19 protein-coding genes are annotated in these 22423 nt (G+C 71.0%); 15 read left to right on the top strand and 4 right to left on the bottom strand.

Annotated features, from left to right (window positions below; translation table 11 throughout):
- Positions 1-21 precede the first annotated feature (21 nt).
- Positions 22-1122, top strand: coding sequence for a calcium:proton antiporter (locus OIE49_RS10060; protein WP_326802017.1), 1101 nt, complete (start codon positions 22-24; stop codon positions 1120-1122).
- A gap of 83 nt (positions 1123-1205) precedes the next feature.
- Positions 1206-1679, top strand: a complete 474-nt coding sequence (gene aroQ / locus OIE49_RS10055; RefSeq protein WP_326802016.1) for a type II 3-dehydroquinate dehydratase — start codon at positions 1206-1208, stop codon at positions 1677-1679.
- Between the two features lie 67 nt (positions 1680-1746).
- Here aroQ and OIE49_RS10050 read toward each other — a convergent pair whose 3' ends face one another.
- Both OIE49_RS10050 and OIE49_RS10045 read right to left on the bottom strand, forming a co-directional pair.
- A complete protein-coding gene (locus OIE49_RS10050; RefSeq protein WP_100569518.1) occupies positions 1747-2403 on the bottom strand; it encodes an MBL fold metallo-hydrolase in 657 nt (218 codons plus the stop codon).
- A gap of 210 nt (positions 2404-2613) precedes the next feature.
- Complete coding sequence (locus OIE49_RS10045; protein ID WP_326802015.1) at positions 2614-3300, bottom strand: maleylpyruvate isomerase family mycothiol-dependent enzyme; 687 nt, start codon at positions 3298-3300, stop codon at positions 2614-2616.
- Between the two features lie 234 nt (positions 3301-3534).
- Here OIE49_RS10045 and uvrA point away from each other — a divergent pair, with 234 nt between their 5' ends.
- On the top strand, positions 3535-6543 hold the full coding sequence (uvrA, locus tag OIE49_RS10040; protein WP_100569515.1) for an excinuclease ABC subunit UvrA: 3009 nt from the start codon (positions 3535-3537) through the stop codon (positions 6541-6543).
- Between the two features lie 98 nt (positions 6544-6641).
- Here uvrA and OIE49_RS10035 read toward each other — a convergent pair whose 3' ends face one another.
- Positions 6642-7553 carry a carbohydrate kinase family protein gene (locus tag OIE49_RS10035; protein WP_326802014.1) on the bottom strand — a complete coding sequence of 304 codons (912 nt, stop codon included), beginning with the start codon at positions 7551-7553 and terminating at the stop codon, positions 6642-6644.
- Positions 7554-7720: 167 nt separating this feature from the next.
- On the opposite strand from OIE49_RS10035, the gene OIE49_RS10030 reads away from it, so the two are divergent.
- Positions 7721-8149 (top strand): Rieske (2Fe-2S) protein, encoded by a 429-nt coding sequence (locus tag OIE49_RS10030; RefSeq protein ID WP_100569513.1) that lies wholly within the window; start codon positions 7721-7723, stop codon positions 8147-8149.
- Between the two features lie 36 nt (positions 8150-8185).
- On the opposite strand, the gene OIE49_RS10025 is transcribed toward OIE49_RS10030, so the two are convergent.
- Positions 8186-9133 (bottom strand): hypothetical protein, encoded by a 948-nt coding sequence (locus OIE49_RS10025; protein WP_326802013.1) that lies wholly within the window; start codon positions 9131-9133, stop codon positions 8186-8188.
- Between the two features lie 274 nt (positions 9134-9407).
- Here OIE49_RS10025 and uvrC point away from each other — a divergent pair, with 274 nt between their 5' ends.
- The 11 genes from uvrC (at position 9408) to pgi (ending at position 22408) form a co-directional block, all read left to right on the top strand.
- Positions 9408-11540, top strand: coding sequence for an excinuclease ABC subunit UvrC (gene uvrC / locus OIE49_RS10020; RefSeq protein WP_326802012.1), 2133 nt, complete (start codon positions 9408-9410; stop codon positions 11538-11540).
- On the top strand, positions 11537-12538 hold the full coding sequence (gene rapZ / locus OIE49_RS10015) for an RNase adapter RapZ (protein WP_100569510.1): 1002 nt from the start codon (positions 11537-11539) through the stop codon (positions 12536-12538). The genes uvrC and rapZ overlap by 4 nt, the downstream gene beginning before the upstream one ends.
- Positions 12535-13629: a gluconeogenesis factor YvcK family protein gene (locus tag OIE49_RS10010; RefSeq protein ID WP_326802011.1), complete on the top strand. Its 1095-nt coding sequence runs from the start codon at positions 12535-12537 to the stop codon at positions 13627-13629. Before rapZ ends, OIE49_RS10010 begins: the two co-directional genes overlap by 4 nt.
- Positions 13620-14609, top strand: a complete 990-nt coding sequence (gene whiA, locus OIE49_RS10005; protein WP_326802010.1) for a DNA-binding protein WhiA — start codon at positions 13620-13622, stop codon at positions 14607-14609. The genes OIE49_RS10010 and whiA overlap by 10 nt, the downstream gene beginning before the upstream one ends.
- A 551-nt stretch (positions 14610-15160) precedes the next feature.
- Positions 15161-16168, top strand: a complete 1008-nt coding sequence (gene gap, locus OIE49_RS10000) for a type I glyceraldehyde-3-phosphate dehydrogenase (RefSeq protein ID WP_100569507.1) — start codon at positions 15161-15163, stop codon at positions 16166-16168.
- Between the two features lie 166 nt (positions 16169-16334).
- Positions 16335-17546, top strand: a complete 1212-nt coding sequence (locus OIE49_RS09995) for a phosphoglycerate kinase (RefSeq protein ID WP_326802009.1) — start codon at positions 16335-16337, stop codon at positions 17544-17546.
- A gap of 6 nt (positions 17547-17552) precedes the next feature.
- Entirely contained in the window at positions 17553-18329 is a 777-nt protein-coding gene (gene tpiA, locus OIE49_RS09990) for a triose-phosphate isomerase (protein ID WP_326802008.1), read from the top strand.
- 158 nt (positions 18330-18487) lie between these two features.
- Positions 18488-18724 (top strand): preprotein translocase subunit SecG, encoded by a 237-nt coding sequence (gene secG, locus OIE49_RS09985; RefSeq protein WP_100569504.1) that lies wholly within the window; start codon positions 18488-18490, stop codon positions 18722-18724.
- Between the two features lie 210 nt (positions 18725-18934).
- Positions 18935-19270, top strand: a complete 336-nt coding sequence (locus OIE49_RS09980; protein WP_073952427.1) for an RNA polymerase-binding protein RbpA — start codon at positions 18935-18937, stop codon at positions 19268-19270.
- 138 nt (positions 19271-19408) lie between these two features.
- A complete protein-coding gene (locus OIE49_RS09975; protein WP_326802007.1) occupies positions 19409-20689 on the top strand; it encodes an MFS transporter in 1281 nt (426 codons plus the stop codon).
- Between the two features lie 66 nt (positions 20690-20755).
- Positions 20756-22408 (top strand): glucose-6-phosphate isomerase, encoded by a 1653-nt coding sequence (gene pgi, locus OIE49_RS09970; protein ID WP_326802006.1) that lies wholly within the window; start codon positions 20756-20758, stop codon positions 22406-22408.
- The last annotated feature ends 15 nt before the right edge of the window (positions 22409-22423 follow it).

Genomic DNA, 22423 nt, shown 5'->3' with positions numbered 1-22423 from the left:
GGACTCTGCGACGATCGCAGCATGATCACGCGGCTCAGGGGAATCTTGACGGCGTGGACGGTCATCGTGCCGGTACTCGCGGTCGTCCTGCTGATCCTCACCTGGGGGCGTTCCCTCCCCGGCGTGGCGGTCGGCGTGATCACCCTGGTCCTCGCGGGCTCGGTGCTGGCCGCGGTGCACCACGCGGAGGTGGTCGCCCACCGGGTCGGCGAACCCTTCGGCTCCCTGGTCCTCGCCATCGCCGTCACCGTCATCGAGGTCGCGCTCATCGTGACCTTGATGGCGGACGGCGGCGACAAGTCCTCGACGCTCGCCAGGGACACGGTGTTCGCGGCAGTGATGATCACCTGCAACGGCGTGGTGGGACTGAGCCTGCTGGTCGGCTCACTGCGTCACGGCACGGCCGTCTTCAACGCCGAGGGCACGGGCGCCGCCCTCGCCACCGTGGCGACCCTGGCCACGCTGAGCCTGGTGCTGCCGGCGTTCACCACCAGCCAGCCGGGGCCGCGGTTCTCCGGAGTGCAGCTCACCTTCGCCGCGATCTCCTCACTCGTTCTGTACGGCCTGTTCGTGACCACGCAGACCGTGCGGCACCGCGACTACTTCCTGCCGATCACCCGGCAGGGCGAGGTGATCACCTCCGAGGACCACGCGGCGGCACCGTCCGCCCGCACTGCCCGGATCAGCCTGGGACTGCTGGCCATGGCCCTGGTCGGCGTGGTCGGACTGGCCAAGGGCGTGTCGCCCACCGTCGAGTCCGCGGTGCAGGCCGCCGGGCTGCACCATGCGGTCGTCGGCGTGATCATCGCCCTGCTCGTGCTGCTGCCCGAAACCATCGCCGCCCTGCGCTCCGCCCGGCGCGACCGGGTGCAGACCAGCCTCAACCTCGCACTGGGATCCGCGATGGCCAGCATCGGCCTGACCATTCCGGCCGTCGCGCTGGCGTCGTTGTGGCTGTCCGGGCCGCTCGTCCTCGGCCTCGGCTCCACCCACATGCTGCTGCTTTTGCTCACCGTGGTGGTCACTTCGCTGACGGTGGTGCCGGGACGGGCCACGCCGCTCCAGGGCGGCGTACACCTGGTGATCTTCGCGGCCTACCTGGAGTTGGCGATCAACCCCTAGGAGCATCAAGGTGTCGTGATAGACCGGGGTTCCGAGCGGCGGTCGCCCATCGGCCACCGCAGGACGAACGGACCGGAGGAACCGTGCCCCGTACCCTGGCCAACGCCCCGATCATGATTCTCAACGGCCCCAACCTGAACCTGCTCGGGCAGCGGCAACCGGACATCTACGGCTCCGGCACGCTCGCGGACGTCGAGGCGCTGTGCGCGAAGGCAGCCGCAGCGCACGACGGCACGGTCGACTTCCGCCAGTCCAACCACGAGGGTGAACTGGTCGACTGGATCCACGAGGCCCGGCTGAACCACTGCGGAATCGTCATCAACCCGGCCGCCTACTCGCACACCTCCGTCGCGATCCTGGACGCGCTCAACACCTGTGACGGGCTGCCGGTGGTGGAGGTGCACATCTCCAACATCCACCAGCGCGAACAGTTCCGGCACCACTCGTACGTCTCGCTGCGTGCCGACGGCGTCATCGCGGGGTGCGGAGTGCAGGGCTACGCGTTCGCGGTGGAGCGGGTCGCGGCACTGGCCGGCGCGCGGCGGGCGGACGCGTAGCCGCCCGCCGTGTGCGGCCGGGGCCGTCGGCCGAGGGCGGGAACAGGCGATCGGCGGCCCGTGCCGTTCACCACCCCCGCGCGTGCCACTCCGGCAGATGCGGGCGTTCGGCGCCCAGGGTGGTGTCGTTGCCGTGGCCCGGGTAGACCCAGGTCTCGTCCGGCAGGACGTCGAAGATCTTCGTCTCCACGTCGTGGATCAGGCGGGCGAACGCCTTCGGATCCTTGTGGGTGTTGCCCACCCCGCCGGGGAAGAGGCAGTCGCCCGTGAACACATGGGGGTGCCCGTGCGGGTCGTCGTAGACCAGCGCGATCGAGCCGGGAGTGTGGCCGACGAGGTGGCGCGCGGTGAGTTCGACCTGCCCCACCCGGACGGTGTCCCCGTCCTCCAGCAGCACGTCGGTCGGTACCGGGATGCCCTCGGCGTCGTCCCGTCCCGCGTACGTACGCGGGTGCGTGGCCGCCACGACCTCCGCCAGCGCCTGCCAGTGGTCGCCGTGCCGGTGGGTGGTGACGACGGAGGCGATGCCGTCGTCACCGATCGAGCCGAGCAGCGTGTGCGCGTCGTTCGCCGCGTCGATCAGCAGTTGCTCGTCCGTGGCCCGGCAGCGCAGCAGATAGGCGTTGTTGTCCATCGGGCCGACCGCGATCTTGGTGATCATCAGGTCCTTCAGCTCGTGCACGTCCGCCGGGCCGCCGACCTTCACCTCTCCGCTGTACGTCATGGTCGTCAGCCTATAGCGGGGGCAGCCGCCCGGGGACCGCGCACGCGGCTAGGGCCTCTCGTTTGGATCATGCCGGGCTCGCGGGCCCTGGCACCGTGCCTCGCGGCGTTGTCGTCGGTTGGCAGGGCTCCGCCCTGCCGCCCTCCTCCGCCTTGCGATCCACGGCACCAGACCCCGCTCCCTGATCCGGCCTGATCCAAACGACAGACCCTAGAGCGGGGGCAGCGCCGGGAGCGTTCCGTCCGCCGCCGTCAGGGCGGATCCGTCGCGGCGTCCCGCGAGCCAGCCGAGCAGGTCCGCCCGGCCCCCCGTCACGGTGACCGCGGGCTTGTCCGCCTTCCGGCCCGTGTCCCACGCGTGCGTGCCGTCCGTCAGCCGGGTCGGCGGCACGTCCGGGTGTCCGGAGAACCGCTGGGCCAGGAACTCGATCTCCCGCTCGACGAACTCCGCCGGAAGGTCCTCGAGCTCGTAGCCGATGCCGAGGTCCACGTGGTGCAGCTCGACCTCCACCCAGCGCCGGAACGGCACCCGGGACGCGGAGTCGGTGACGCCGTTGCGCAGCTCCACGGTCCGCGACCAGTCCGCGGGTCCGGCCGCCGACCGCTGGAAGAGGGCCGCGCTCTCGCGCACGTCCGCGAGCTGGACGTCGAGGGGGCGCGTGGCGTCCCGCTCGATGTCGGAGTCCCGAGCCTCGGCGGACGCGTACATGGGACGGCCCTCGAAGACGTTCACCAGCGCGTCGGCGTTGCGGGCGAGGTGGGACAGGATGTGGCCCCGGGTCCAGCCGGGGAGTCGTGACTCGTCGGTCACAGCCGCGTTGTCCAGCTTGCCGGCAGCGGTCAGCAGTCGTTCGGTTGCGTCCTGCACAGAGGCCAGGTCGCGCGCGTGATCAATCATGACGCCGACCCTAGCCCCGCCACACGTTCGGGTGAAGGCGGCGAAGGACGGCCGTAAATCGAATGTACGTGCTATAAGGTCGGGTGTGGCATCGGGCATGCTGGAGAGCCGGGGATTGTTGTGTATCCGGGCGGCTCCTGGAATCCCGCCCGGCGTTGTCAGTGGCTCCCCCTAGTCTGAGAAAGCACGGGGGCCCCGCCCCTGTCACTTCTCTCAAGAAAGGTGCGGACCGGCGTGGCCGACCGTCTCATCGTCCGTGGCGCGCGCGAGCACAACCTGAAGAACGTCTCGCTCGACCTGCCTCGGGACTCGCTCATCGTCTTCACGGGCCTGTCCGGGTCGGGCAAGTCCTCCCTGGCCTTCGACACCATCTTCGCCGAGGGCCAGCGGCGCTACGTGGAGTCGCTCTCCTCGTACGCCCGCCAGTTCCTCGGCCAGATGGACAAGCCGGACGTCGACTTCATCGAGGGTCTCTCCCCGGCGGTCTCCATCGACCAGAAGTCGACCTCGCGCAACCCGCGCTCGACGGTCGGCACCATCACCGAGGTCTACGACTACCTGCGCCTGCTCTTCGCCCGCATCGGCAAGCCGCACTGCCCCGAGTGCGGCCGGCCGATCTCGCGGCAGTCGCCGCAGGCCATCGTCGACAGGGTGCTGGAGCTGCCGGAGGGCAGCCGCTTCCAGGTCCTCTCGCCGCTGGTGCGCGAGCGCAAGGGCGAGTTCGTCGACCTCTTCGCCGACCTGCAGACCAAGGGCTACTCCCGCGCGCGCGTGGACGGCGAGACCATCCAGCTCTCCCAGCCGCCCACGCTGAAGAAGCAGGAGAAGCACACCATCGAGGTGGTCGTCGACCGCCTCACGGTGAAGGACAGCGCCAAGCGCCGCCTCACCGACTCCGTCGAGACCGCGCTCGGCCTGTCCGGCGGCATGATCGTGCTCGACTTCGTCGACCTGCCCGAGGACGACCCCGAGCGCGAGCGGATGTACTCGGAGCACCTGTACTGCCCGTACGACGACCTGTCCTTCGAGGAGATGGAGCCGCGCTCCTTCTCCTTCAACTCGCCCTTCGGCGCCTGCCCCGAGTGCACCGGCATCGGCACCCGCATGGAGGTCGACCCGGAGCTGATCGTCCCGGACGAGGAGAAGAGCCTCGACGAGGGCGCCATCCACCCCTGGTCGCACGGGCACACCAAGGACTACTTCGGCCGGCTGGTCGGCGCCCTCGCCGACGCCCTGGGCTTCCGCACCGACATCCCCTTCGCCGGCCTGCCGCAGCGCGCCAAGAAGGCCCTGCTCTACGGCCACAGGACGCAGATCGAGGTCCGCTACCGCAACCGGTACGGGCGCGAGCGCGTCTACACCACGCCCTTCGAGGGCGCCGTGCCGTTCGTCAAGCGTCGGCACAGCGAGGCCGAGAGCGACGCCAGCCGTGAGCGCTTCGAGGGGTACATGCGCGAGGTGCCCTGCCCCACCTGTGAGGGCACGCGCCTGAAGCCGGTCGTCCTCGCGGTCACGCTCATGGGCAGGTCGATCGCCGAGATCTCCGCGATGTCCATCAGCGACTGCGCGGAGTTCCTGCGCGGGCTGAAGCTCGACGCCCGCGACAAGAAGATCGCCGAGCGGGTCCTCAAGGAGGTCAACGAGCGGCTGCGGTTCCTGGTCGACGTCGGCCTCGACTACCTCTCGCTGAACCGCGCGGCCGGCACGCTCTCCGGCGGCGAGGCCCAGCGCATCCGGCTGGCCACCCAGATCGGCTCCGGCCTCGTCGGCGTCCTTTACGTCCTCGACGAGCCGTCCATCGGCCTGCACCAGCGCGACAACCACCGGCTGATCGAGACCCTGGTCCGGCTGCGCGACATGGGCAACACGCTCATCGTCGTCGAGCACGACGAGGACACCATCAAGACCGCCGACTGGATCGTCGACATCGGCCCCGGCGCGGGCGAGCACGGCGGCAAGGTCGTGCACAGCGGCTCCCTGAAGGAACTGCTCGCCAACGCCGAGTCGCAGACCGGGCAGTACCTGTCCGGCAAGAAGGCGATCCCGCTGCCCGGCATCCGGCGCCCGCTCGACCCCTCCCGGCAGCTCACCGTGCACGGCGCCCGGGAGAACAACCTGAAGGACATCGACGTGTCCTTCCCGCTCGGCCTGTTCACAGCGGTCACCGGAGTCTCCGGTTCCGGCAAGTCGACGCTGGTCAACGACATCCTGTACACCCACCTGGCCCGCGAGCTGAACGGCGCGCGCAATGTGCCCGGCCGGCACACGCGCGTGGACGGCGACGACCTCGTGGACAAGGTGGTGCACGTCGACCAGTCGCCCATCGGCCGCACCCCGCGGTCCAACCCGGCGACGTACACCGGCGTCTTCGACCACATCCGCAAGCTGTTCGCCGAGACCACCGAGGCGAAGGTCCGGGGCTACCAGCCCGGCCGCTTCTCCTTCAACGTCAAGGGCGGCCGCTGCGAGAACTGCGCGGGCGACGGCACCATCAAGATCGAGATGAACTTCCTGCCGGACGTCTACGTCCCCTGCGAGGTCTGCCACGGCGCCCGCTACAACCGGGAGACGCTGGAGGTGCACTACAAGGGCAAGTCCATCGCCGAGGTGCTCAACATGCCGATCGAGGAGGCGACCGAGTTCTTCGAGGCGGTCCCGGCGATCGCCCGGCACCTCAGGACCCTGAAGGACGTCGGCCTCGGCTATGTCCGGCTGGGCCAGTCCGCGACCACCCTGTCCGGCGGTGAGGCGCAGCGTGTGAAGCTCGCCAGCGAGCTGCAGCGCCGTTCCACCGGACGCACGGTCTACGTCCTGGACGAGCCCACCACCGGTCTGCACTTCGAGGACATCAGCAAGCTGCTGAAGGTGCTGTCCGGACTGGTCGACAAGGGCAACACGGTCATCGTCATCGAGCACAACCTCGATGTGATCAAGACCGCCGACTGGGTCGTCGACATGGGCCCCGAGGGCGGCGCCGGCGGCGGTCTGGTCATCGCCGAGGGCACGCCCGAGCAGGTCGCCGGCGTACCGACCAGCCACACCGGCAAGTTCCTGCGCGAGATCCTCCAGCCCGACCGGATCAGCGACGCCGCCTCCTCGGCCAAGGCCCCGCGCGCGACCGCCGCCAAGAAGGCCGTCGCGGCCACGTCGGCGACCCGCAGGACGACGGCCAAGGCTGCCAACAGCACGGCGAGCAAGAAGGCGACGCCCGCAAAGAAGACGACCCGGGCCCGCAAGGCCTGAGACACCCGTCCAGTAGTACGAGCGGCGCCCCGCGGACACTCCCGCGGGGCGCCGCTCGCGCCTGAGGCACACAGAGGCCGAAGGCCTGGCGCCCTGCGCTACGGTGCGCCGACCTCCGACGCGTACGGCGGTTCCGCGCCCGCGCGTGAGCAGGTGATCGCCGCCGCGCGCGCCGCGAACCGCAGCAGCCGGGTCCAGCCCGAGGCGCCGAGGTCCGCCAGGGCCTCGGGGGACAGGGCGTCCTGGGCGGACAGGCCGTGCAGCAGGGCCGCGTTCACGGTGTCGCCCGCGCCGATGGTGTCGACGACGTCGACCTTCTCGCCCGGCACGGAGTGCTCCGCGCCGTCCCGGGTGTACGCGGTGAGCCCGTCACCGCCGTGGGTGATCACCACCGCCGAGGGTCCGGCGGCCAGCCACTCGCGCGGAGTGCCGCCCAGCCACCCCGCGTCCTCCTCGGACAGCTTCAGCAGCGACACCGAGGGCAGCCAGCTCGCGAAGCGCGCCCGGTAGGCGTCCGCGTCCGCTATCAGTCCTGGCCGGATGTTCGGGTCCAGCGCGGTGAACACACCCTGCGCGGACGCCGTCCGCATCAGCTCCTCGTAGGCGCTCGCGCCCGGCTCCAGCACCAGCGAGCAGGTACCGAAGGACACCGCGCGGGTTCCGGCGGGAAGCGCGGCGGGCGCCGTGAACAGACGGTCGGCGGTGCCGTCGACGTAGAACGAATACGCGGCGGAGCCGTCGGTGCCGACCGTGGCGACCGCCAGGGTGGTCGGCTCGGCGCCGCGCTGCACTCCGGACACGTCCACCCCGGCCCCCCGCAGCCCGTCGAGCAGGGCCTCGCCGAAGGCGTCGTACGACGTACGGGAGCAGAACGCGGTGGGCGAGCCGAGGCGGCCCAGCGCGACGGCCGTGTTGTACGGGCCGCCGCCGAGCGCCGGTCTGAGGTCCGCGAGGGCGCCCCTCTCCCGCGGTACCAGGTCGATCAGGGCCTCACCGGCTACGACGATCACGAGTCGGTTCCTCTCTCGGACAGCTCGGGCCGGGAAGCTATCCCATTGCGCGCCGGAGGTAAAACGCCGGCCCGGGGCGTCCGCGTCCGCCCGACCCACCGCCGCCCGGTTCGGGCCCGGTGGGTATCGTCGGCCTCGTCCAGCCCCCTTGACCAGTGGAGGACCTCATGTCCGGCCGCCCCTCCGCGAGCCGCCGCACGATCCTGCGGGGAGCGGCCCTCACCCCCGCCGTCGCGCTCGGGCTCACCGCCTGCGGGCCGATCGGCGGCGGCACCACGGCCCCGGCCACGCCCACCGCGCCGGTCGACCTCGGCGCCGAGAGCGACGTCCCCAAGGGCGGCGCCAAGCTGTACCGGGACCACAACGTGGTGGTCAGCCGTGACGCGGACGGCGCCCTCAAGGCTTTCAGCACGATCTGCACGCACGCGCAGTGCCCGATCAACAAGCTCGAGGGGACGAAGCTGATCTGCCCCTGCCACGGCAGCGAGTTCGACGCCACGACCGGCGAGGTCGTACGTTCCCCGGCCAGTACCCCGCTGCCCGGACTGCCCGTGCGCGCCGAGGGCGGCAGGCTCGTCGCCGGACCCGGCGCCTGACGGCCGCCGCCCGCCCGGCCCGCTCGTTCCCCCTGGTCACTCCCATTCCCAGCCGACCCCGACGGTCCCCGAGCGCACACGCGGCTCCACCAGGTGCACCGAACGGTGCCGTTCACTCACCGGCAGCTCCCGGCGGCCACTGCGCGGCGCCGCCGCCGACGCCTGGGTGAACCGGTGGCAGCGCACTGGCAGGGTGCCGGCGTCGAACCGCACCTGAAGCGCGTACTGGCCGCCGGGGGAGGCGAACTCCCGGACGTACTCGCACGTCGTCCCCGCCGTTCCGTCCTGCACGGCGTGCCGGAACAGAAACGTGTCACCGGCCCGCAGCCGTGTGTCGAAGAGCAGCTCGGCGACCAGCACCCCGGTGTCGTGGTGCCGGCGTATCCGCCCGGTGCGGCAGTTCTCCAGGGCGTGCACGGTCATCCGCTCCGGCGCGCACCCCGGATCGCCGTGGTGGACGGCCACGAAACGGTCCACGCCGTCCCGGTGGGCGCGCACGATGTGCTCGGACTCACGGCCCGCGAGCTCGCGCCGCGGCCCGATCAGCACCCGCTCGTGGTGCCCGAGCACCTGCGGCCCGCCGCCGGGCGGGCAGTCCAGCTCGGCCAGCAGCCCGCGCAGCACGTCCGAGGCCCGGACCAGGGAACGGTAGGAGCGGACGCCGGGCCGCCCGGCCGACGCGTGCTCGTCGGCCTCGGCCAGCAGCCGGATCAGAGACTCGTCCGGCAACCGCAGGATCTCCTCCAGCGCCCGCACGGCCCGCAGCGACTCCGGGCGCTGCGGGCGCCGGGCGCCCTGCTGCCAGTAGCTGAGGCTGGTGACGCCGACCTTCACTCCGTAGCGCGTCAGATGGTGCTGCACACGCTGCAGCGGCAGTCCGCGGGCGGCGATCGCGGCGCGCAGCGCCACGTGGAAGGGGCCGCCCCGCAGGGCCGTGTCCAGTTCCGCGGTGGCGAACTCCGCCTGCTGTGGGGCGTGCGGCATGCGCGGGCCTTTCTGTGAAGGTGCGGGCGGCTCGGCGGACCCTTCACGCGGGTCGTCGGGGCCGCCCCGCGCGAAGGCAGGGTTCTGCACGTCCGGACGCCGTCGTCCGCGGCCCCGAGTTCCCCCGCATTGAAGCGTGTTGACCAAGCCCCGACAACACCTGGGACGGGCAGGCGTGCGTTCCCGGCCGAGGAGGCACCCCTCGCCGGGGCGCGCCGTGGCCGGGGTGGTGGAGGGCCGCCGCGGTGTCAGTGCCCGACAGTAGGGTTGAGTCATGGCCGACCCCTCCAGCTACCGCCCCAAGCCGGGAGACATCCCGGACTGCCCCGGGGTCTACCGCTTCCGTGACGAGTACCGCCGGGTCATCTACGTCGGAAAGGCCAAGAGCCTGCGTCAGCGCCTGGCGAACTACTTCCAGGACCTCGCGAACCTCCACCCGCGCACCCGCAGCATGGTCACCACGGCCGCGTCCGTGGAGTGGACGGTGGTGTCCACGGAGGTCGAGGCGCTGCAGCTGGAGTACTCCTGGATCAAGGAGTTCGATCCCCGGTTCAACGTCAAGTACCGCGACGACAAGAGCTACCCGTACCTCGCGGTGACGATGAACGAGGAGTTCCCCCGCGTGCAGGTGATGCGCGGCCACAAGAAGAAGGGCGTGCGCTACTTCGGGCCGTACGGGCACGCGTGGGCCATCCGCGACACCGTCGACCTGCTGCTGCGCGTCTTCCCGGTGCGTACCTGCTCGGCCGGTGTCTTCAAGAACGCCGCCCGCACCGGGCGCCCCTGCCTGCTGGGCTACATCGGCAAGTGCTCCGCGCCCTGCGTGGGCCGCGTCTCCGCCGAGGAGCACCGCGAACTGGCCGAGGACTTCAGCGACTTCATGGCCGGCCGCACCGGCACGTATCTGCGCCGCCTGGAGAAGCAGATGACGGAGGCGGCCGAGGAGATGGAGTACGAGCGGGCCGCCCGCCTGCGCGACGACATCGAGGCCCTGAAGAAGGCCATGGAGAAGAACGCGGTCGTGCTCGCCGACGCGACCGACGCCGACCTCATCGCCGTCGCCGAGGACGAGCTGGAGGCCGCGGTGCAGATCTTCCACGTGCGCGGCGGACGGGTGCGCGGCCAGCGCGGCTGGGTGACCGACAAGGTGGAGGACGTCACCACCGGCGCCCTCGTCGAGCACGCCCTGCAGCAGCTCTACGGCGAGGAGAGCGGGGACGCCGTCCCCAAGGAGGTCCTCGTCCCGGCCCTGCCCGACCCGCTCGAGCCGGTCCAGGAGTGGCTCGCCGAGCGCCGCGGGTCGAACGTCTCGTTGCGCATCCCGCAGCGCGGCGACAAGAAGGCCCTCATGGAGACCGTGCAGCGCAACGCCCAGCAGGGGCTCGTCCTGCACAAGACCAGGCGTGCCTCCGACCTCACCACGCGCTCGCGTGCCCTGGAGGAGATCGCGGAGGCCCTCGACCTGGACAGCGCCCCCCTGAGGATCGAGTGCTACGACATCTCCCACCTGCAGGGCGACGACGTGGTGGCCTCCATGGTCGTCTTCGAGGACGGCCTCCAGCGCAAGAGCGAGTACCGCCGCTTCCAGATCAAGGGCCGCGCCGGGGACACCCGGCTCTGGCACGGCGAGGGTCAGGACGACGTCCGTTCCATGCACGAGGTGATCACCCGCCGGTTCAGGCGCTACCTCGCCGAGAAGGAGAGAACCGGCGAGTGGGCCGACGGCGAGGACGTCCCTGTGGACGGATCACCCGACGGCCTGCCCGACGGCGCACCCGAGGTGCCGGTCGGCGCCCTCGTCGAGGACGACGGCCGTCCCAGGCGCTTCGCCTACCCGCCCCAGCTCGTCGTCGTCGACGGCGGGCAGCCCCAGGTGGCGGCGGCCCAGCGGGCCCTGGACGAACTCGGCATCGACGACATCGCCGTGTGCGGACTGGCCAAGCGCCTGGAGGAGATCTGGGTGCCCGGCGAGGACGATCCGGTGGTCCTGCCCCGCAGCAGCGAGGGCCTGTACCTGCTGCAGCGGGTACGCGACGAGGCCCACCGGTTCGCGATCACCTACCAACGCACCAGACGGGCCAAGCGCTTCCGGTCCGGGCCTCTGGACGACGTGCCGGGCCTCGGCGAGACACGCAAACAGGCGCTGATCAAGCATTTCGGCTCGGTGAAGCGGCTGCGGTCCGCGACAATCGACCAGATCTGCGGGGTACCCGGCATAGGACGCAAAACGGCCGAGACCATCGCGGCGGCCCTCGCCCAGGCGGCACCGGCCGCACCCGCCGTCAACACGGCGACTGGAGAGATCATGGAAGACGTGGAAGAAGCGCCACCGGCGACGACGGCGGCTGACGCGGAGACGCCCGTGCCCACGAGCGTCCTGGACGACCGACGGGGGCAGGAGACATGACCGAGCACGACGCACGGCGAAGCGCCGAGCGAGATCAGTCCCAGGAAGGACCGCGCGAGGAACAGCACGAGCGCGCGTCCACGGAAAACGGAGCACAGGTGAGTACGGGCATCGACACGGCCGGCGTCCCCGACACGGCCATTCCCGAGCTGGTGATCATCTCCGGCATGTCCGGGGCCGGCCGGTCCACGGCCGCCAAGTGTCTGGAGGACCTCGGCTGGTTCGTCGTCGACAACCTGCCGCCGGCGCTGATCCCCACCATGGTGGAACTCGGTGCCCGTTCGCAGGGCAACGTGGCCCGCATCGCGGTCGTCGTCGACGTCCGCGGCCGCCGCTTCTTCGACAACCTGCGCGAGTCCCTGGCCGGCCTGGAGGCCAAGAACGTCACCCGCCGGATCGTCTTCCTGGAGTCCTCCGACGACGCCCTGGTGCGCCGTTTCGAGTCGGTGCGCAGGCCCCACCCGCTCCAGGGCGACGGCCGCATCGTCGACGGCATCGCCGCCGAGCGCACGCTGCTGCGCGAACTGCGCGGCGACGCCGACCTGGTGATCGACACCTCCAGCCTCAACGTGCACGAACTGCGGGCCAAGATGGACGCCCAGTTCGCCGGCGAGGAGGAGCCCGAACTGCGGGCCACCGTGATGTCGTTCGGCTTCAAGTACGGCCTGCCGGTCGACGCCGACCTGGTCGCCGACATGCGGTTCCTCCCCAACCCGCACTGGGTCCCCGAACTGCGCCCGTTCACCGGCCTGAACGACGAGGTCGCCGCCTACGTCTTCAACCAGCCCGGCGCCAAGGAGTTCCTCGACCGCTACGCCGAGCTGCTGCGGCTCATCTCGGCCGGCTACCGGCGCGAGGGCAAGCGGTACGTGACCATCGCGATCGGCTGCACGGGCGGCAAGCACCGCTCGGTGGCCGTGTCGGAGAAGCTCGCCGCGCGGCTCGCGGCCGAGGGCGTGGAGACCGTCGTCGTCCACCGGGACATGGGGCGCGAGTGAGAGGACGTACTCCGCGGCTGAGCAGCCTGCGCCGGGTGGTGCCGGAGGGGCGTTCGGCTCGGCAGGCGCTCGCGGCGCGCGCCGGGCGCCCGGCCGAGTCCCGGGGTGGCCGTCCACGCCGCCGCGGCGCCCAGCCCAAGGTGGTCGCACTCGGCGGCGGCATGGGCCTGTCCGCCTCGCTCGCCGCGCTGCGCCGGATCACCGGCGACCTCACCGCCGTCGTCACCGTGGCCGACGACGGGGGCTCCAGCGGGCGCCTGCGCGACGAGCTGGGCGTGCTGCCGCCCGGCGACCTGCGCAAGGCGCTGGCCGCGCTGTGCGGCGACGACGACTGGGGTCAGACCTGGGCCCGAGTGATCCAGCACCGCTTCACCTCCCAGGGCGACCTGCACGACCACGCGGTGGGCAACCTGCTGATCGTCGCCCTGTGGGAACAGCTCGGCGACCACGTCCAGGCGCTGGACCTGGTGGGCAAGCTGCTGGGCGCGCACGGGCGCGTGCTGCCCATGTCCGCCGTACCCCTGGAACTCCAGGCGCTGGTCAAGGGGCACGACCCGGAGCGACCCGAGGACGTCGACACCGTGCGCGGGCAGGCCACCGTCGCGCTCACCCCCGGCGAGGTGCAGTCCGTGCACCTGGTGCCGCACGACCCGCCCGCCGTGCCCGAGGCAGTCGACGCCGTCCTGGACGCGGACTGGGTGGTGCTCGGACCAGGCTCCTGGTTCTCCTCGGTCATCCCCCACCTGCTGGTGCCCGAACTGCTCCACGCGCTCACCGAGACCAGGGCGCGCCGGGTCCTGTCCCTGAACCTCGCGCCGCAGCCGGGAGAAACCGAGGGCTTCTCCCCGCAGCGTCATTTGGAGGTTTTGGGACGACACGCCCCTAAACTCGCCCTGGACGTGGTGCTGGCCGACGAGGCCGCCGTGCCCGACCGCGAAGTGCTCACCGAGGCCGCCAAGCGGTTCGGCGCCGCGGTCGAGCTCGCGCCGGTGGCCCGGAGGGACGGAACTCCGCGGCACGACCCGGAGCTGCTGGCCGCCGCGTACGACCGTATTTTTCGGATGCATGGAAGGATCGGCCCATGGCGATGACGGCAGCGGTGAAGGACGAGATCTCCCGGCTCCCCGTCACCCGGACCTGCTGCAGGAAGGCGGAGGTCTCCGCCCTTCTGCGGTTCGCCGGCGGCCTCCACCTGGTCAGCGGGCGGATCGTGATCGAGGCGGAGCTGGACACCGCCATGGCGGCGCGGCGCCTGAAGCGGGACATCCTGGAGATCTTCGGTCACAGCTCCGAACTGATCGTGATGGCGCCGGGCGGGCTGCGCCGCGGCTCCCGCTACGTCGTGCGCGTCGTCGCGGGCGGTGACCAGCTGGCCCGCCAGACCGGTCTGGTGGACGGGCGGGGCCGGCCGATCCGCGGCCTGCCGCCGCAGGTGGTCTCGGGTGCCACCTGTGACGCCGAGGCCGCCTGGCGCGGTGCCTTCCTGGCCCACGGCTCGCTCACCGAGCCGGGCCGCTCCTCCTCCCTGGAGGTGACCTGCCCGGGCCCGGAGGCGGCACTCGCGCTGGTCGGAGCCGCGCGTCGGCTGTCGATCGCCGCGAAGGCCCGCGAGGTTCGGGGCGTGGACCGGGTGGTGGTCCGCGACGGCGACGCGATCGGCGCCCTGCTGACCCGTCTGGGCGCCCACGAGTCCGTGCTGGCCTGGGAGGAGCGGCGGATGCGCCGCGAGGTCCGCGCCACGGCCAACCGCCTCGCCAACTTCGACGACGCCAACCTGCGCCGCTCGGCGCGCGCGGCGGTCGCGGCCGGTGCGCGGGTGGCCCGCGCACTGGAGATCCTCGCCGACGACGTCCCCGAGCACCTCGCCGCCGCGGGGCGCCTGCGCATGGAGCACAAGCAGGCCTCCTTGGAGGAGCTCGGCGCCCTCGCCGACCCCCCGCTGACCAAGGACGCCGTCGCCGGCCGGATCCGCCGCCTGCTGGCCATGGCCGACAAACGGGCCTCCGACCTCGGCATCCCCGGCACCGAGGCGAACCTCTCCGAGGATCTGGCGGACAACCTGGCGGGCTGACCGCCACGGGCCGACCGCCCGGACTCACCACACCCCGACCGGCCACCACCGGCCAACCAGCATCGGCTGGTTGGCCGGTGGTGGCCGCTCGGTTTGGTGGGGGACCACCGACAGTGACCGGCACTGGTCGACCGACGCCGGTCGACGTCGGTGCTTGACAGGCCGAGTCGAGCGTCGCGGGACCGTCGCGGGCCGGGGTGCCGAGGCGTGGACGGGGCGATGCGCCGGCCTGCCGCCGCCGCGGCCCCGTGGGGGAATTGCCTGGTTTGCCGGAAGTCCGGATTGGGCGGAGAACAGGGTATTTCACAAGTGAGCTGGGGGGCTCACGAACGAGTGACCAACGTGGTCAATTGGTATGGGCAATCCATAGCGAAATCGGGTGATCCAGGCGCCCGGAGCAAGGGGCTCGGACCTTTGGCGAAGCCGTGCTGTCCAGGACGCGTCCGGATGTCACTTCGGAGGCCTTGGAGGGGTAGGGTCGTGGGTGGTCGGGGACATCCCAATACAGCTCGCCGGCGTCGAAACCGGCGTACCAACGAGGAGATCGGTTCGTGACGATCCGCGTAGGCATCAACGGCTTTGGCCGCATCGGTCGTAACTACTTCCGCGCGCTGCTGGAGCAGGGTGCGGACATCGAGATCGTGGCTGTCAATGACCTGGGTGACACCGCGACCACCGCTCACCTGCTGAAGTACGACACCATCCTGGGCCGCCTCAAGCAGGAGGTCTCCCACACCGCCGACACCATCACCGTCGACGGCCACACCATCAAAGTGCTGTCGGAGCGCAACCCCGCCGACATCCCCTGGGGTGAACTCGGCGTCGACATCGTCATCGAGTCCACCGGCATCTTCACCAAGAAGGAAGACGCCGAGAAGCACATCGCCGGCGGCGCCAAGAAGGTCATCATCTCGGCCCCGGCGAAGAACGAAGACGTCACGATCGTGATGGGCGTCAACCAGGACCAGTACGACCCGGCCAACCACCACGTCATCTCCAACGCCTCCTGCACCACCAACTGCGTGGCGCCGATGGCGAAGGTCCTCGACGAGAACTTCGGCATCGTCAAGGGTCTGATGACCACCGTGCACGCGTACACGAACGACCAGCGCATCCTGGACTTCCCGCACAAGGACCTGCGCCGCGCCCGTGCCGCCGCCGAGAACATCATCCCGACCACCACCGGCGCCGCCAAGGCCACCGCCCTGGTCCTGCCGCAGCTCAAGGGCAAGCTGGACGGCATCGCCATGCGCGTCCCGGTGCCCACCGGCTCGGTCACCGACCTCGTCATCGAGCTCTCCCGCGAGGTCACCAAGGAAGAGGTCAACGCCGCCTTCCAGAAGGCCGCCGAGGGCGAGCTGAAGGGCCTCCTGGACTACACCGAGGACCCGATCGTCTCCTCGGACATCGTCAACGCCCCGGCGTCCTGCACCTTCGACTCCTCCCTGACCATGGTTCAGGACGGCAAGAACGTGAAGGTCATCGGCTGGTACGACAACGAGTGGGGCTACTCCAACCGCCTCGTCGACCTCACGGTCTTCGTCGGCAACCAGCTCTGACCGGCAGGGCAGGCACCTCGATGTGAGCGCAGGGCCCGGTCGGCGCGCCAACGCGCCGACCGGGCCCTGACGCACGTACAGCGGGCCGAACGACCACAACCCGCCCACGTGCGGATCGATCAGCCCTCGTACGATCAAGAGCCCCCTCTTCAGGAGTCCCAACCCAATGAAGACGATCGACGAACTTCTCTCCGAAGGCGTGGACGGCAAGCGGGTCTTCGTCCGCGCCGACCTCAACGTGCCGTTGGCCGACGGTGTCATCACCGACGACGGCCGCATCCGCGCCGTCCTGCCCACCGTCAAGGCCCTCGCCGAAGCCGGCGCCAAGGTGGTCGTCGCCTCCCACCTGGGCCGCCCCAAGGGCGCCCCGGACCCGGCCTTCTCGCTGCTGCCCGCCGCCGAGCGGCTCGGCGAACTCCTGGGCGCGCCCGTGGCGTTCGCCCAGGACACCGTCGGCCCGGCCGCCCACGACGCCGTGGACGGCCTGCAGCCCGGCCAGGTCGCGGTCATCGAGAACCTGCGGTTCAACCCCGGCGAGACGGCCAAGGGCGACACCGAGCGCGGCGAGTTCGCCGACCGGCTCGCCGCCCTCGCGGACGTCTACGTCGGCGACGGATTCGGCGCGGTGCACCGCAAGCACGCCTCCGTCTACGACCTGCCGGCCCGTCTCCCGCACTACGCCGGCTACCTCATCAGCACCGAGGTCGGCGTTCTGAAGAAGCTCACCGAGGATGTCCGGCGGCCCTACGTCGTCGCGCTCGGCGGCGCCAAGGTCTCCGACAAGCTCGCCGTCATCGACGAGCTGCTCGGCAGGGCCGACCGCCTGCTCATCGGCGGCGGCATGGCGTACACCTTCCTCAAGGCCCAGGGCCACGAGATCGGCAAGTCCCTCGTGCAGGAGGACCAGCTCCCGGCCGTCAGGGAGTACATCGAGCGCGCCGAGAAGACCGGCGTCGAGCTGATCCTGCCGGTGGACACGCTGGTCTCGCCCGAATTCCCGGACCTGAAGGCCAAGGCCCCCGTCCACCCCACCGCGGTCGCCGCGGACGCCATGCCGGCCGACCAGCTGGGCCTGGACATCGGCCCGGAGTCCCGCAAGCTGTACGCCGCGAAGCTCGCTGACGCCGCCACCGTCTTCTGGAACGGCCCGATGGGCGTCTTCGAGCACCCCGACTTCGCCGAGGGCACCAGGGCGGTCGCCCAGGCCCTCGTCGACTCGGACGGCTTCACCGTCGTGGGCGGCGGCGACTCCGCCGCAGCCGTCCGTACGCTGGGCTTCGACGAGTCGGCATTCGGCCACATCTCGACCGGCGGCGGCGCCTCCCTCGAATACCTCGAGGGCAAGACGCTCCCCGGCCTCGCCGCACTGGAGGACTGAAACCGTATGAGCACGCGCACGCCGCTGATGGCGGGCAACTGGAAGATGAACCTCAACCACCTCGAGGCCATCGCACACGTCCAGAAGCTCGCCTTCGCCCTGGCCGACAAGGACTACGAGGCCGTAGAGGTCGCCGTCCTGCCGCCCTTCACCGACCTGCGCTCCGTGCAGACGCTGGTCGACGGTGACAAGCTCAAGATCAAGTACGGCGCCCAGGACGTCTCGGCGCACGACTCGGGTGCCTACACCGGCGAGATCTCCGGCCCGATGCTGGCCAAGCTGAAGTGCACCTTCGTGGTGATCGGCCACTCCGAGCGCCGGCAGTACCACAACGAGACCGACGAGCTGGTGAACGCCAAGGTCAAGGCCGCCTACAAGCACGGCCTGACCCCGATCCTGTGTGTCGGCGAGGAGTTGGACGTCCGTGACGCGGGCGACCACGTCGCGCACACACTCGCCCAGGTCGAGGGGGGTCTGAAGGACCTCCCGGCCGAGCAGGCCGAGTCGATCGTGATCGCCTACGAGCCCGTCTGGGCCATCGGCACCGGCAAGGTCTGCGGTGCGGCGGATGCCCAGGAGGTCTGCGGCGCCATCCGCGGCAAGCTCGCCGAGCTGTACTCGCAGGAGGTCGCCGACCAGGTGCGCATCCAGTACGGCGGCTCGGTGAAGTCGGGCAACGTCGCCGAGATCATGGCGCAGGAGGACATCGACGGCGCCCTGGTCGGCGGTGCCTCGCTGGACACGGACGAGTTCGTCAAGATCGTCCGCTTCGGCGAGCAGTGAGCCGAGGCCGCCGCAGGCGGTGAGCCGGGCCCGCCGCGCACGGCGGGCCGGGCCGTGAGTATGCGCGGGCGGCGATCCGTCGTACTCTTGCGGGGGCATGGTAGGCACGGCCTGCCACACCCTGTCGTCCATCCGAATCCGAGGAAGTTGGTCCAGCCGTGGTTTTGGGGTTCTCGATCGCCCTGATCGTCTTCAGCCTGCTGCTGATGCTGCTGGTGCTGATGCACAAGGGGAAGGGCGGCGGCCTCTCCGACATGTTCGGTGGCGGCATGCAGTCGTCCGTCGGCGGCTCCTCGGTCGCCGAGCGCAACCTCGACCGCATCACCGTGGTGATCGGCCTGCTGTGGCTCGCCTGCATCATCGTGCTCGGCATCCTGATGAAGACGAGCAGCTGACGAGCGGCTGCGCCGGTACCGCGCATTCCGTACGCAAGGCCCCATGGTCGGTACGCGCTCCCGGGCGCGGCCTATCATGGGGCTTGCGTCTGTGTGGGAGCGGTAACTCCCATCACTGGACGCGCGTTGGGCCTTACGTAGACTGAGGCGCTCGCGGCGGAGCGGCAGGCCGACCCGCTTCGCGGCACCATCACGCAGGGAGTTACGACCGTGGCAAGTGGCAACGCGATCCGAGGAAGCCGGGTCGGGGCGGGGCCGATGGGCGAGGCCGAGCGTGGCGAGTCCGCGCCGCGTCTGCGCATCTCCTTCTGGTGCTCCAACGGACACGAGACCCAGCCGAGCTTCGCCAGCGACGCGCAGGTTCCCGACACCTGGGACTGCCCGCGCTGTGGTTTCCCGGCCGGTCAGGACCAGGACAACCCGCCGGCCCCGCCGCGCACCGAGCCCTACAAGACGCACCTGGCCTATGTGCGGGAGCGGCGCAGCGACGCGGACGGTGAGGCGATCCTCGCCGAGGCGCTCGCCAAACTGCGGGGCGAGATCTAGGACTTGAGGTCCGGTCGGCCGCCTACGGGTGCGGGGCCGGACCTGCTGCGTATCCGGGCGGCCCGGCCGTCGCGGACCGATTGTCAGTGGTGCCCTCTACGGTTTGTGCATCGGCGAATCGTGAGCGGAGGGGGAGCCATGACGGGGGCGGAGGCCGGGCGTGAGGCCGTCGGCGCGGGTGTGCCGGCCTGGCGCGGCGGATTCGGACGGCTGTGGAGCGCCGCCGTGCTCTCCAGCTTCGGCGACGCGCTGCGTACGGTCGCGCTGCCGCTGCTCGCCCTGTCCCTGACCGACGACCCGCTGCTCATCGCCTCCGTCACGGCCTGCGGGTATCTGCCCTGGATCGTCTTCGGGCTGCTCGGTGGCGCCGTCGCGGACCGGGTGGACCAGCGGCGCGCGATGTGGGTGGCGGACACGGTACGGGGCCTGCTGGTCGCCGGGTTCGCGCTGGCCGTGGCCCTCGGGCATGCCTCGATCGGCCTGCTGATCGCCCTGGCCTTCGCCCTGACCACGCTCCAGACGCTCTTCGACAACGCCGCCACGGCTTTGCTGCCCGTCCTGGTGGGGCCCGAGGCACTGGGCACGGCCAACGCCCGTCTGATGACCGGGCAGCGCCTCGCGGGCGGGCTGCTGGGCGGCCCGGTCGTGCCCCTGCTGATCGCCGCGGGGGTCGCCGTTCCCTTCGCGGCCGACGCGGTCACCTTCCTGGCCGCCGCCGCGCTCGTGGCCTCCCTGCGGGTTTCCGCGCCCGAGCGGAAGCCGAGACCCGCGGGGAGCACGCTGCGGCGGGAGACGGCCGACGGACTGCGCGCCCTCGGGCGGGACAGGGCCCTGCGCGGGCTGTGCGCCGCCACCGCGCTGTGCAACGTCGGGATGGGCGCGCTCATCGCCACCCTGGTGGTCGTGGTGACCGCCTGGCTCGGCGCGGGCACCAAGGGGTACGCGATGGCGCTGACGGCGTACACGCTGGGCAGCCTGGCCGGTGGAGGGGCCAACCGGCCGATCGTGGCCCGGCTCGGGCGGATGCGGGCCGTACTGCTGGCCGGCGTGGTGCAGATCGCCGCGCTGGCGGTCGTGGGACTGGTGCGCAGCCTGGCCGTCGCGGTGGCCGCGCTGGCCGTGTTCGGGCTGATGGGCATGGTGTGGAACGTCAACACGACGACGCTGATGCAGCAGCGCAGCCCCGCCGGGATGCTGGGCCGGGTCAGCGCGGCCTTCCGCACCCTGGCGGTGGCCGGGGCACCGCTCGGGGCGGTGCTCGGCGGGGCCGTCGCCGCGGTGTGGGGGCCGAACTGGCCGGCGCTGCTCACGGCCGGCTTCTTCGTCCTTTCCGTGGTCGCGCTGATACCCGTGCGCCGTGCCGACGTACTCGTTGTTGCGCCGGACGACGGCGTGACGACGGCTCATGTCACCCGCTGATCAACTAGGTTGGAGCGGCAGCGGGGCAAGGACGCAGGACAGCTAGGAAAGAAGGCTGAGGTCCGAATGAACGCAGACGCCCGTACCAGGCTCAACCAGAGGCCGGAGTGGACCGCTCTGGCCAGGCACCGTGAGGAGCTCGCCGACACCGGTCTGCGCGATCTGTTCGCGGCCCACCCGGAGCGCGGCGAGGCGTACGCCCTCCAGGTCGGTGATCTGTACGTCGACTACTCCAAGCATCTCGTCACCGACGAGACGCTGCGGCTGCTGCGGGAGCTGGCCGCCGCGACGGACGTGTTCGGGCTGCGGGACGCCATGTTCCGCGGCGCGAGGATCAACGTCACCGAGGACCGGGCCGTGCTGCACACGGCGTTGCGCGCGCCACGGGACGCGGTGATCGAGGTCGACGGGGAGAACGTCGTTCCGGGGGTGCACGCGGTCCTCGACAAGATGAGCGACTTCGCCCACCGGGTGCGGTCGGGGGAGTGGATTGGGCACACCGGCAAGCGGATCCGCAATGTGGTCAACGTCGGCATCGGCGGCTCCGACCTGGGGCCCGCGATGGCGTACGAGGCGCTGCGGGCCTATACCGACCGCGGTCTGACGGTGCGGTTCGTGTCGAACGTCGACGGCGCGGACCTGCACGAGGCCGTGCGGGATCTGGACGCGTCGGAGACGCTGTTCGTCATCGCCTCCAAGACGTTCACCACCATCGAGACGATCACCAACGCCACGTCGGCGCGCAACTGGCTGCTGAGCGAGCTGAAGGCCGGCCCGGAGGCGGTCGCCCGGCACTTCGTGGCGCTGTCCACGAACACGGAGAAGGTGTCCGGGTTCGGCATCGACGTCGAGAACATGTTCGAGTTCTGGGACTGGGTCGGGGGGCGGTACTCGTACGACTCCGCGATCGGCCTGTCCCTGATGATCGCGATCGGGCCGGACCGGTTCCGGGAGATGCTGGACGGCTTCCGTCTCGTCGACGAGCACTTCAGGACCGCGCCGCCCGAGTCCAACGTGCCGCTGCTGCTGGGGCTGCTGGGTATCTGGTACGGCAACTTCCATGACGCGCAGTCGCATGCGGTGCTGCCGTACTCCCACTATCTGTCGAAGTTCACCGCGTATCTCCAGCAGCTGGACATGGAGTCCAACGGGAAGTCCGTGCAGCGGGACGGGGAGCCGGTGGGGTGGCAGACCGGGCCGGTGGTGTGGGGGACGCCCGGCACGAACGGGCAGCACGCGTACTACCAGTTGATCCACCAGGGTACGAAGCTGATCCCGGCGGACTTCATCGGCTTCGCCGAGCCGGTGGCCGAGCTGAGCGGTGAACTCCGGGCGCAGCACGATCTGCTGATGGCCAACTTCTTCGCGCAGACCCAGGCGCTGGCCTTCGGCAAGACGCCGGAGGAGGTTCGGGCGGAGGGGGTGCCCGCCGAGCTGGTGCCGCACAAGACCTTCCGCGGGAACCACCCCACGACCACGATCCTTGCGCGCGAGCTGACTCCGTCGGTGCTGGGTCAGCTGATCGCCCTGTACGAGCACAAGGTGTTCGTCCAGGGCGCCGTCTGGAACATCGACTCCTTCGACCAGTGGGGAGTCGAGCTGGGCAAGGTCCTGGCGAAGCGGGTGGAACCGGCGCTGGCCGAGGGGGCGCGGGTGGAGGGACTGGACCCCTCCACGACCACCCTGGTCGCCAAGTACCGCGCCCTCCGCTCCCGCTGACCCCTTCTCCCACCC

It is taken from the genome of Streptomyces sp. NBC_01788, from assembly GCF_035917575.1.
Classification (GTDB): Bacteria; Actinomycetota; Actinomycetes; order Streptomycetales; family Streptomycetaceae; genus Streptomyces.
The sequence above is the reverse complement of the archived record's forward strand: the minus strand, read 5'-3'. Positions and strand labels throughout refer to the sequence as shown.

Excerpts from the sequence above, each read along its gene's own strand:
- tpiA (WP_326802008.1), top strand. The coding sequence starts at position 17,553 with ATGAGCACGCGCACGCCGCTGATGGCGGGCAACTGGAAGATGAACCTC.
- OIE49_RS09975 (WP_326802007.1), top strand. The coding sequence starts at position 19,409 with ATGACGGGGGCGGAGGCCGGGCGTGAGGCCGTCGGCGCGGGTGTGCCG.
- rapZ (WP_100569510.1), top strand. The coding sequence starts at position 11,537 with ATGACCGAGCACGACGCACGGCGAAGCGCCGAGCGAGATCAGTCCCAG.
- OIE49_RS10050 (WP_100569518.1), bottom strand. The coding sequence starts at position 2,403 with ATGACGTACAGCGGAGAGGTGAAGGTCGGCGGCCCGGCGGACGTGCAC.
- uvrC (WP_326802012.1), top strand. The coding sequence starts at position 9,408 with ATGGCCGACCCCTCCAGCTACCGCCCCAAGCCGGGAGACATCCCGGAC.
- pgi (WP_326802006.1), top strand. The coding sequence starts at position 20,756 with ATGAACGCAGACGCCCGTACCAGGCTCAACCAGAGGCCGGAGTGGACC.
- OIE49_RS10060 (WP_326802017.1), top strand. The coding sequence starts at position 22 with ATGATCACGCGGCTCAGGGGAATCTTGACGGCGTGGACGGTCATCGTG.
- OIE49_RS10025 (WP_326802013.1), bottom strand. The coding sequence starts at position 9,133 with ATGCCGCACGCCCCACAGCAGGCGGAGTTCGCCACCGCGGAACTGGAC.
- OIE49_RS09995 (WP_326802009.1), top strand. The coding sequence starts at position 16,335 with ATGAAGACGATCGACGAACTTCTCTCCGAAGGCGTGGACGGCAAGCGG.
- OIE49_RS10030 (WP_100569513.1), top strand. The coding sequence starts at position 7,721 with ATGTCCGGCCGCCCCTCCGCGAGCCGCCGCACGATCCTGCGGGGAGCG.
- OIE49_RS10045 (WP_326802015.1), bottom strand. The coding sequence starts at position 3,300 with ATGATTGATCACGCGCGCGACCTGGCCTCTGTGCAGGACGCAACCGAA.
- whiA (WP_326802010.1), top strand. The coding sequence starts at position 13,620 with ATGGCGATGACGGCAGCGGTGAAGGACGAGATCTCCCGGCTCCCCGTC.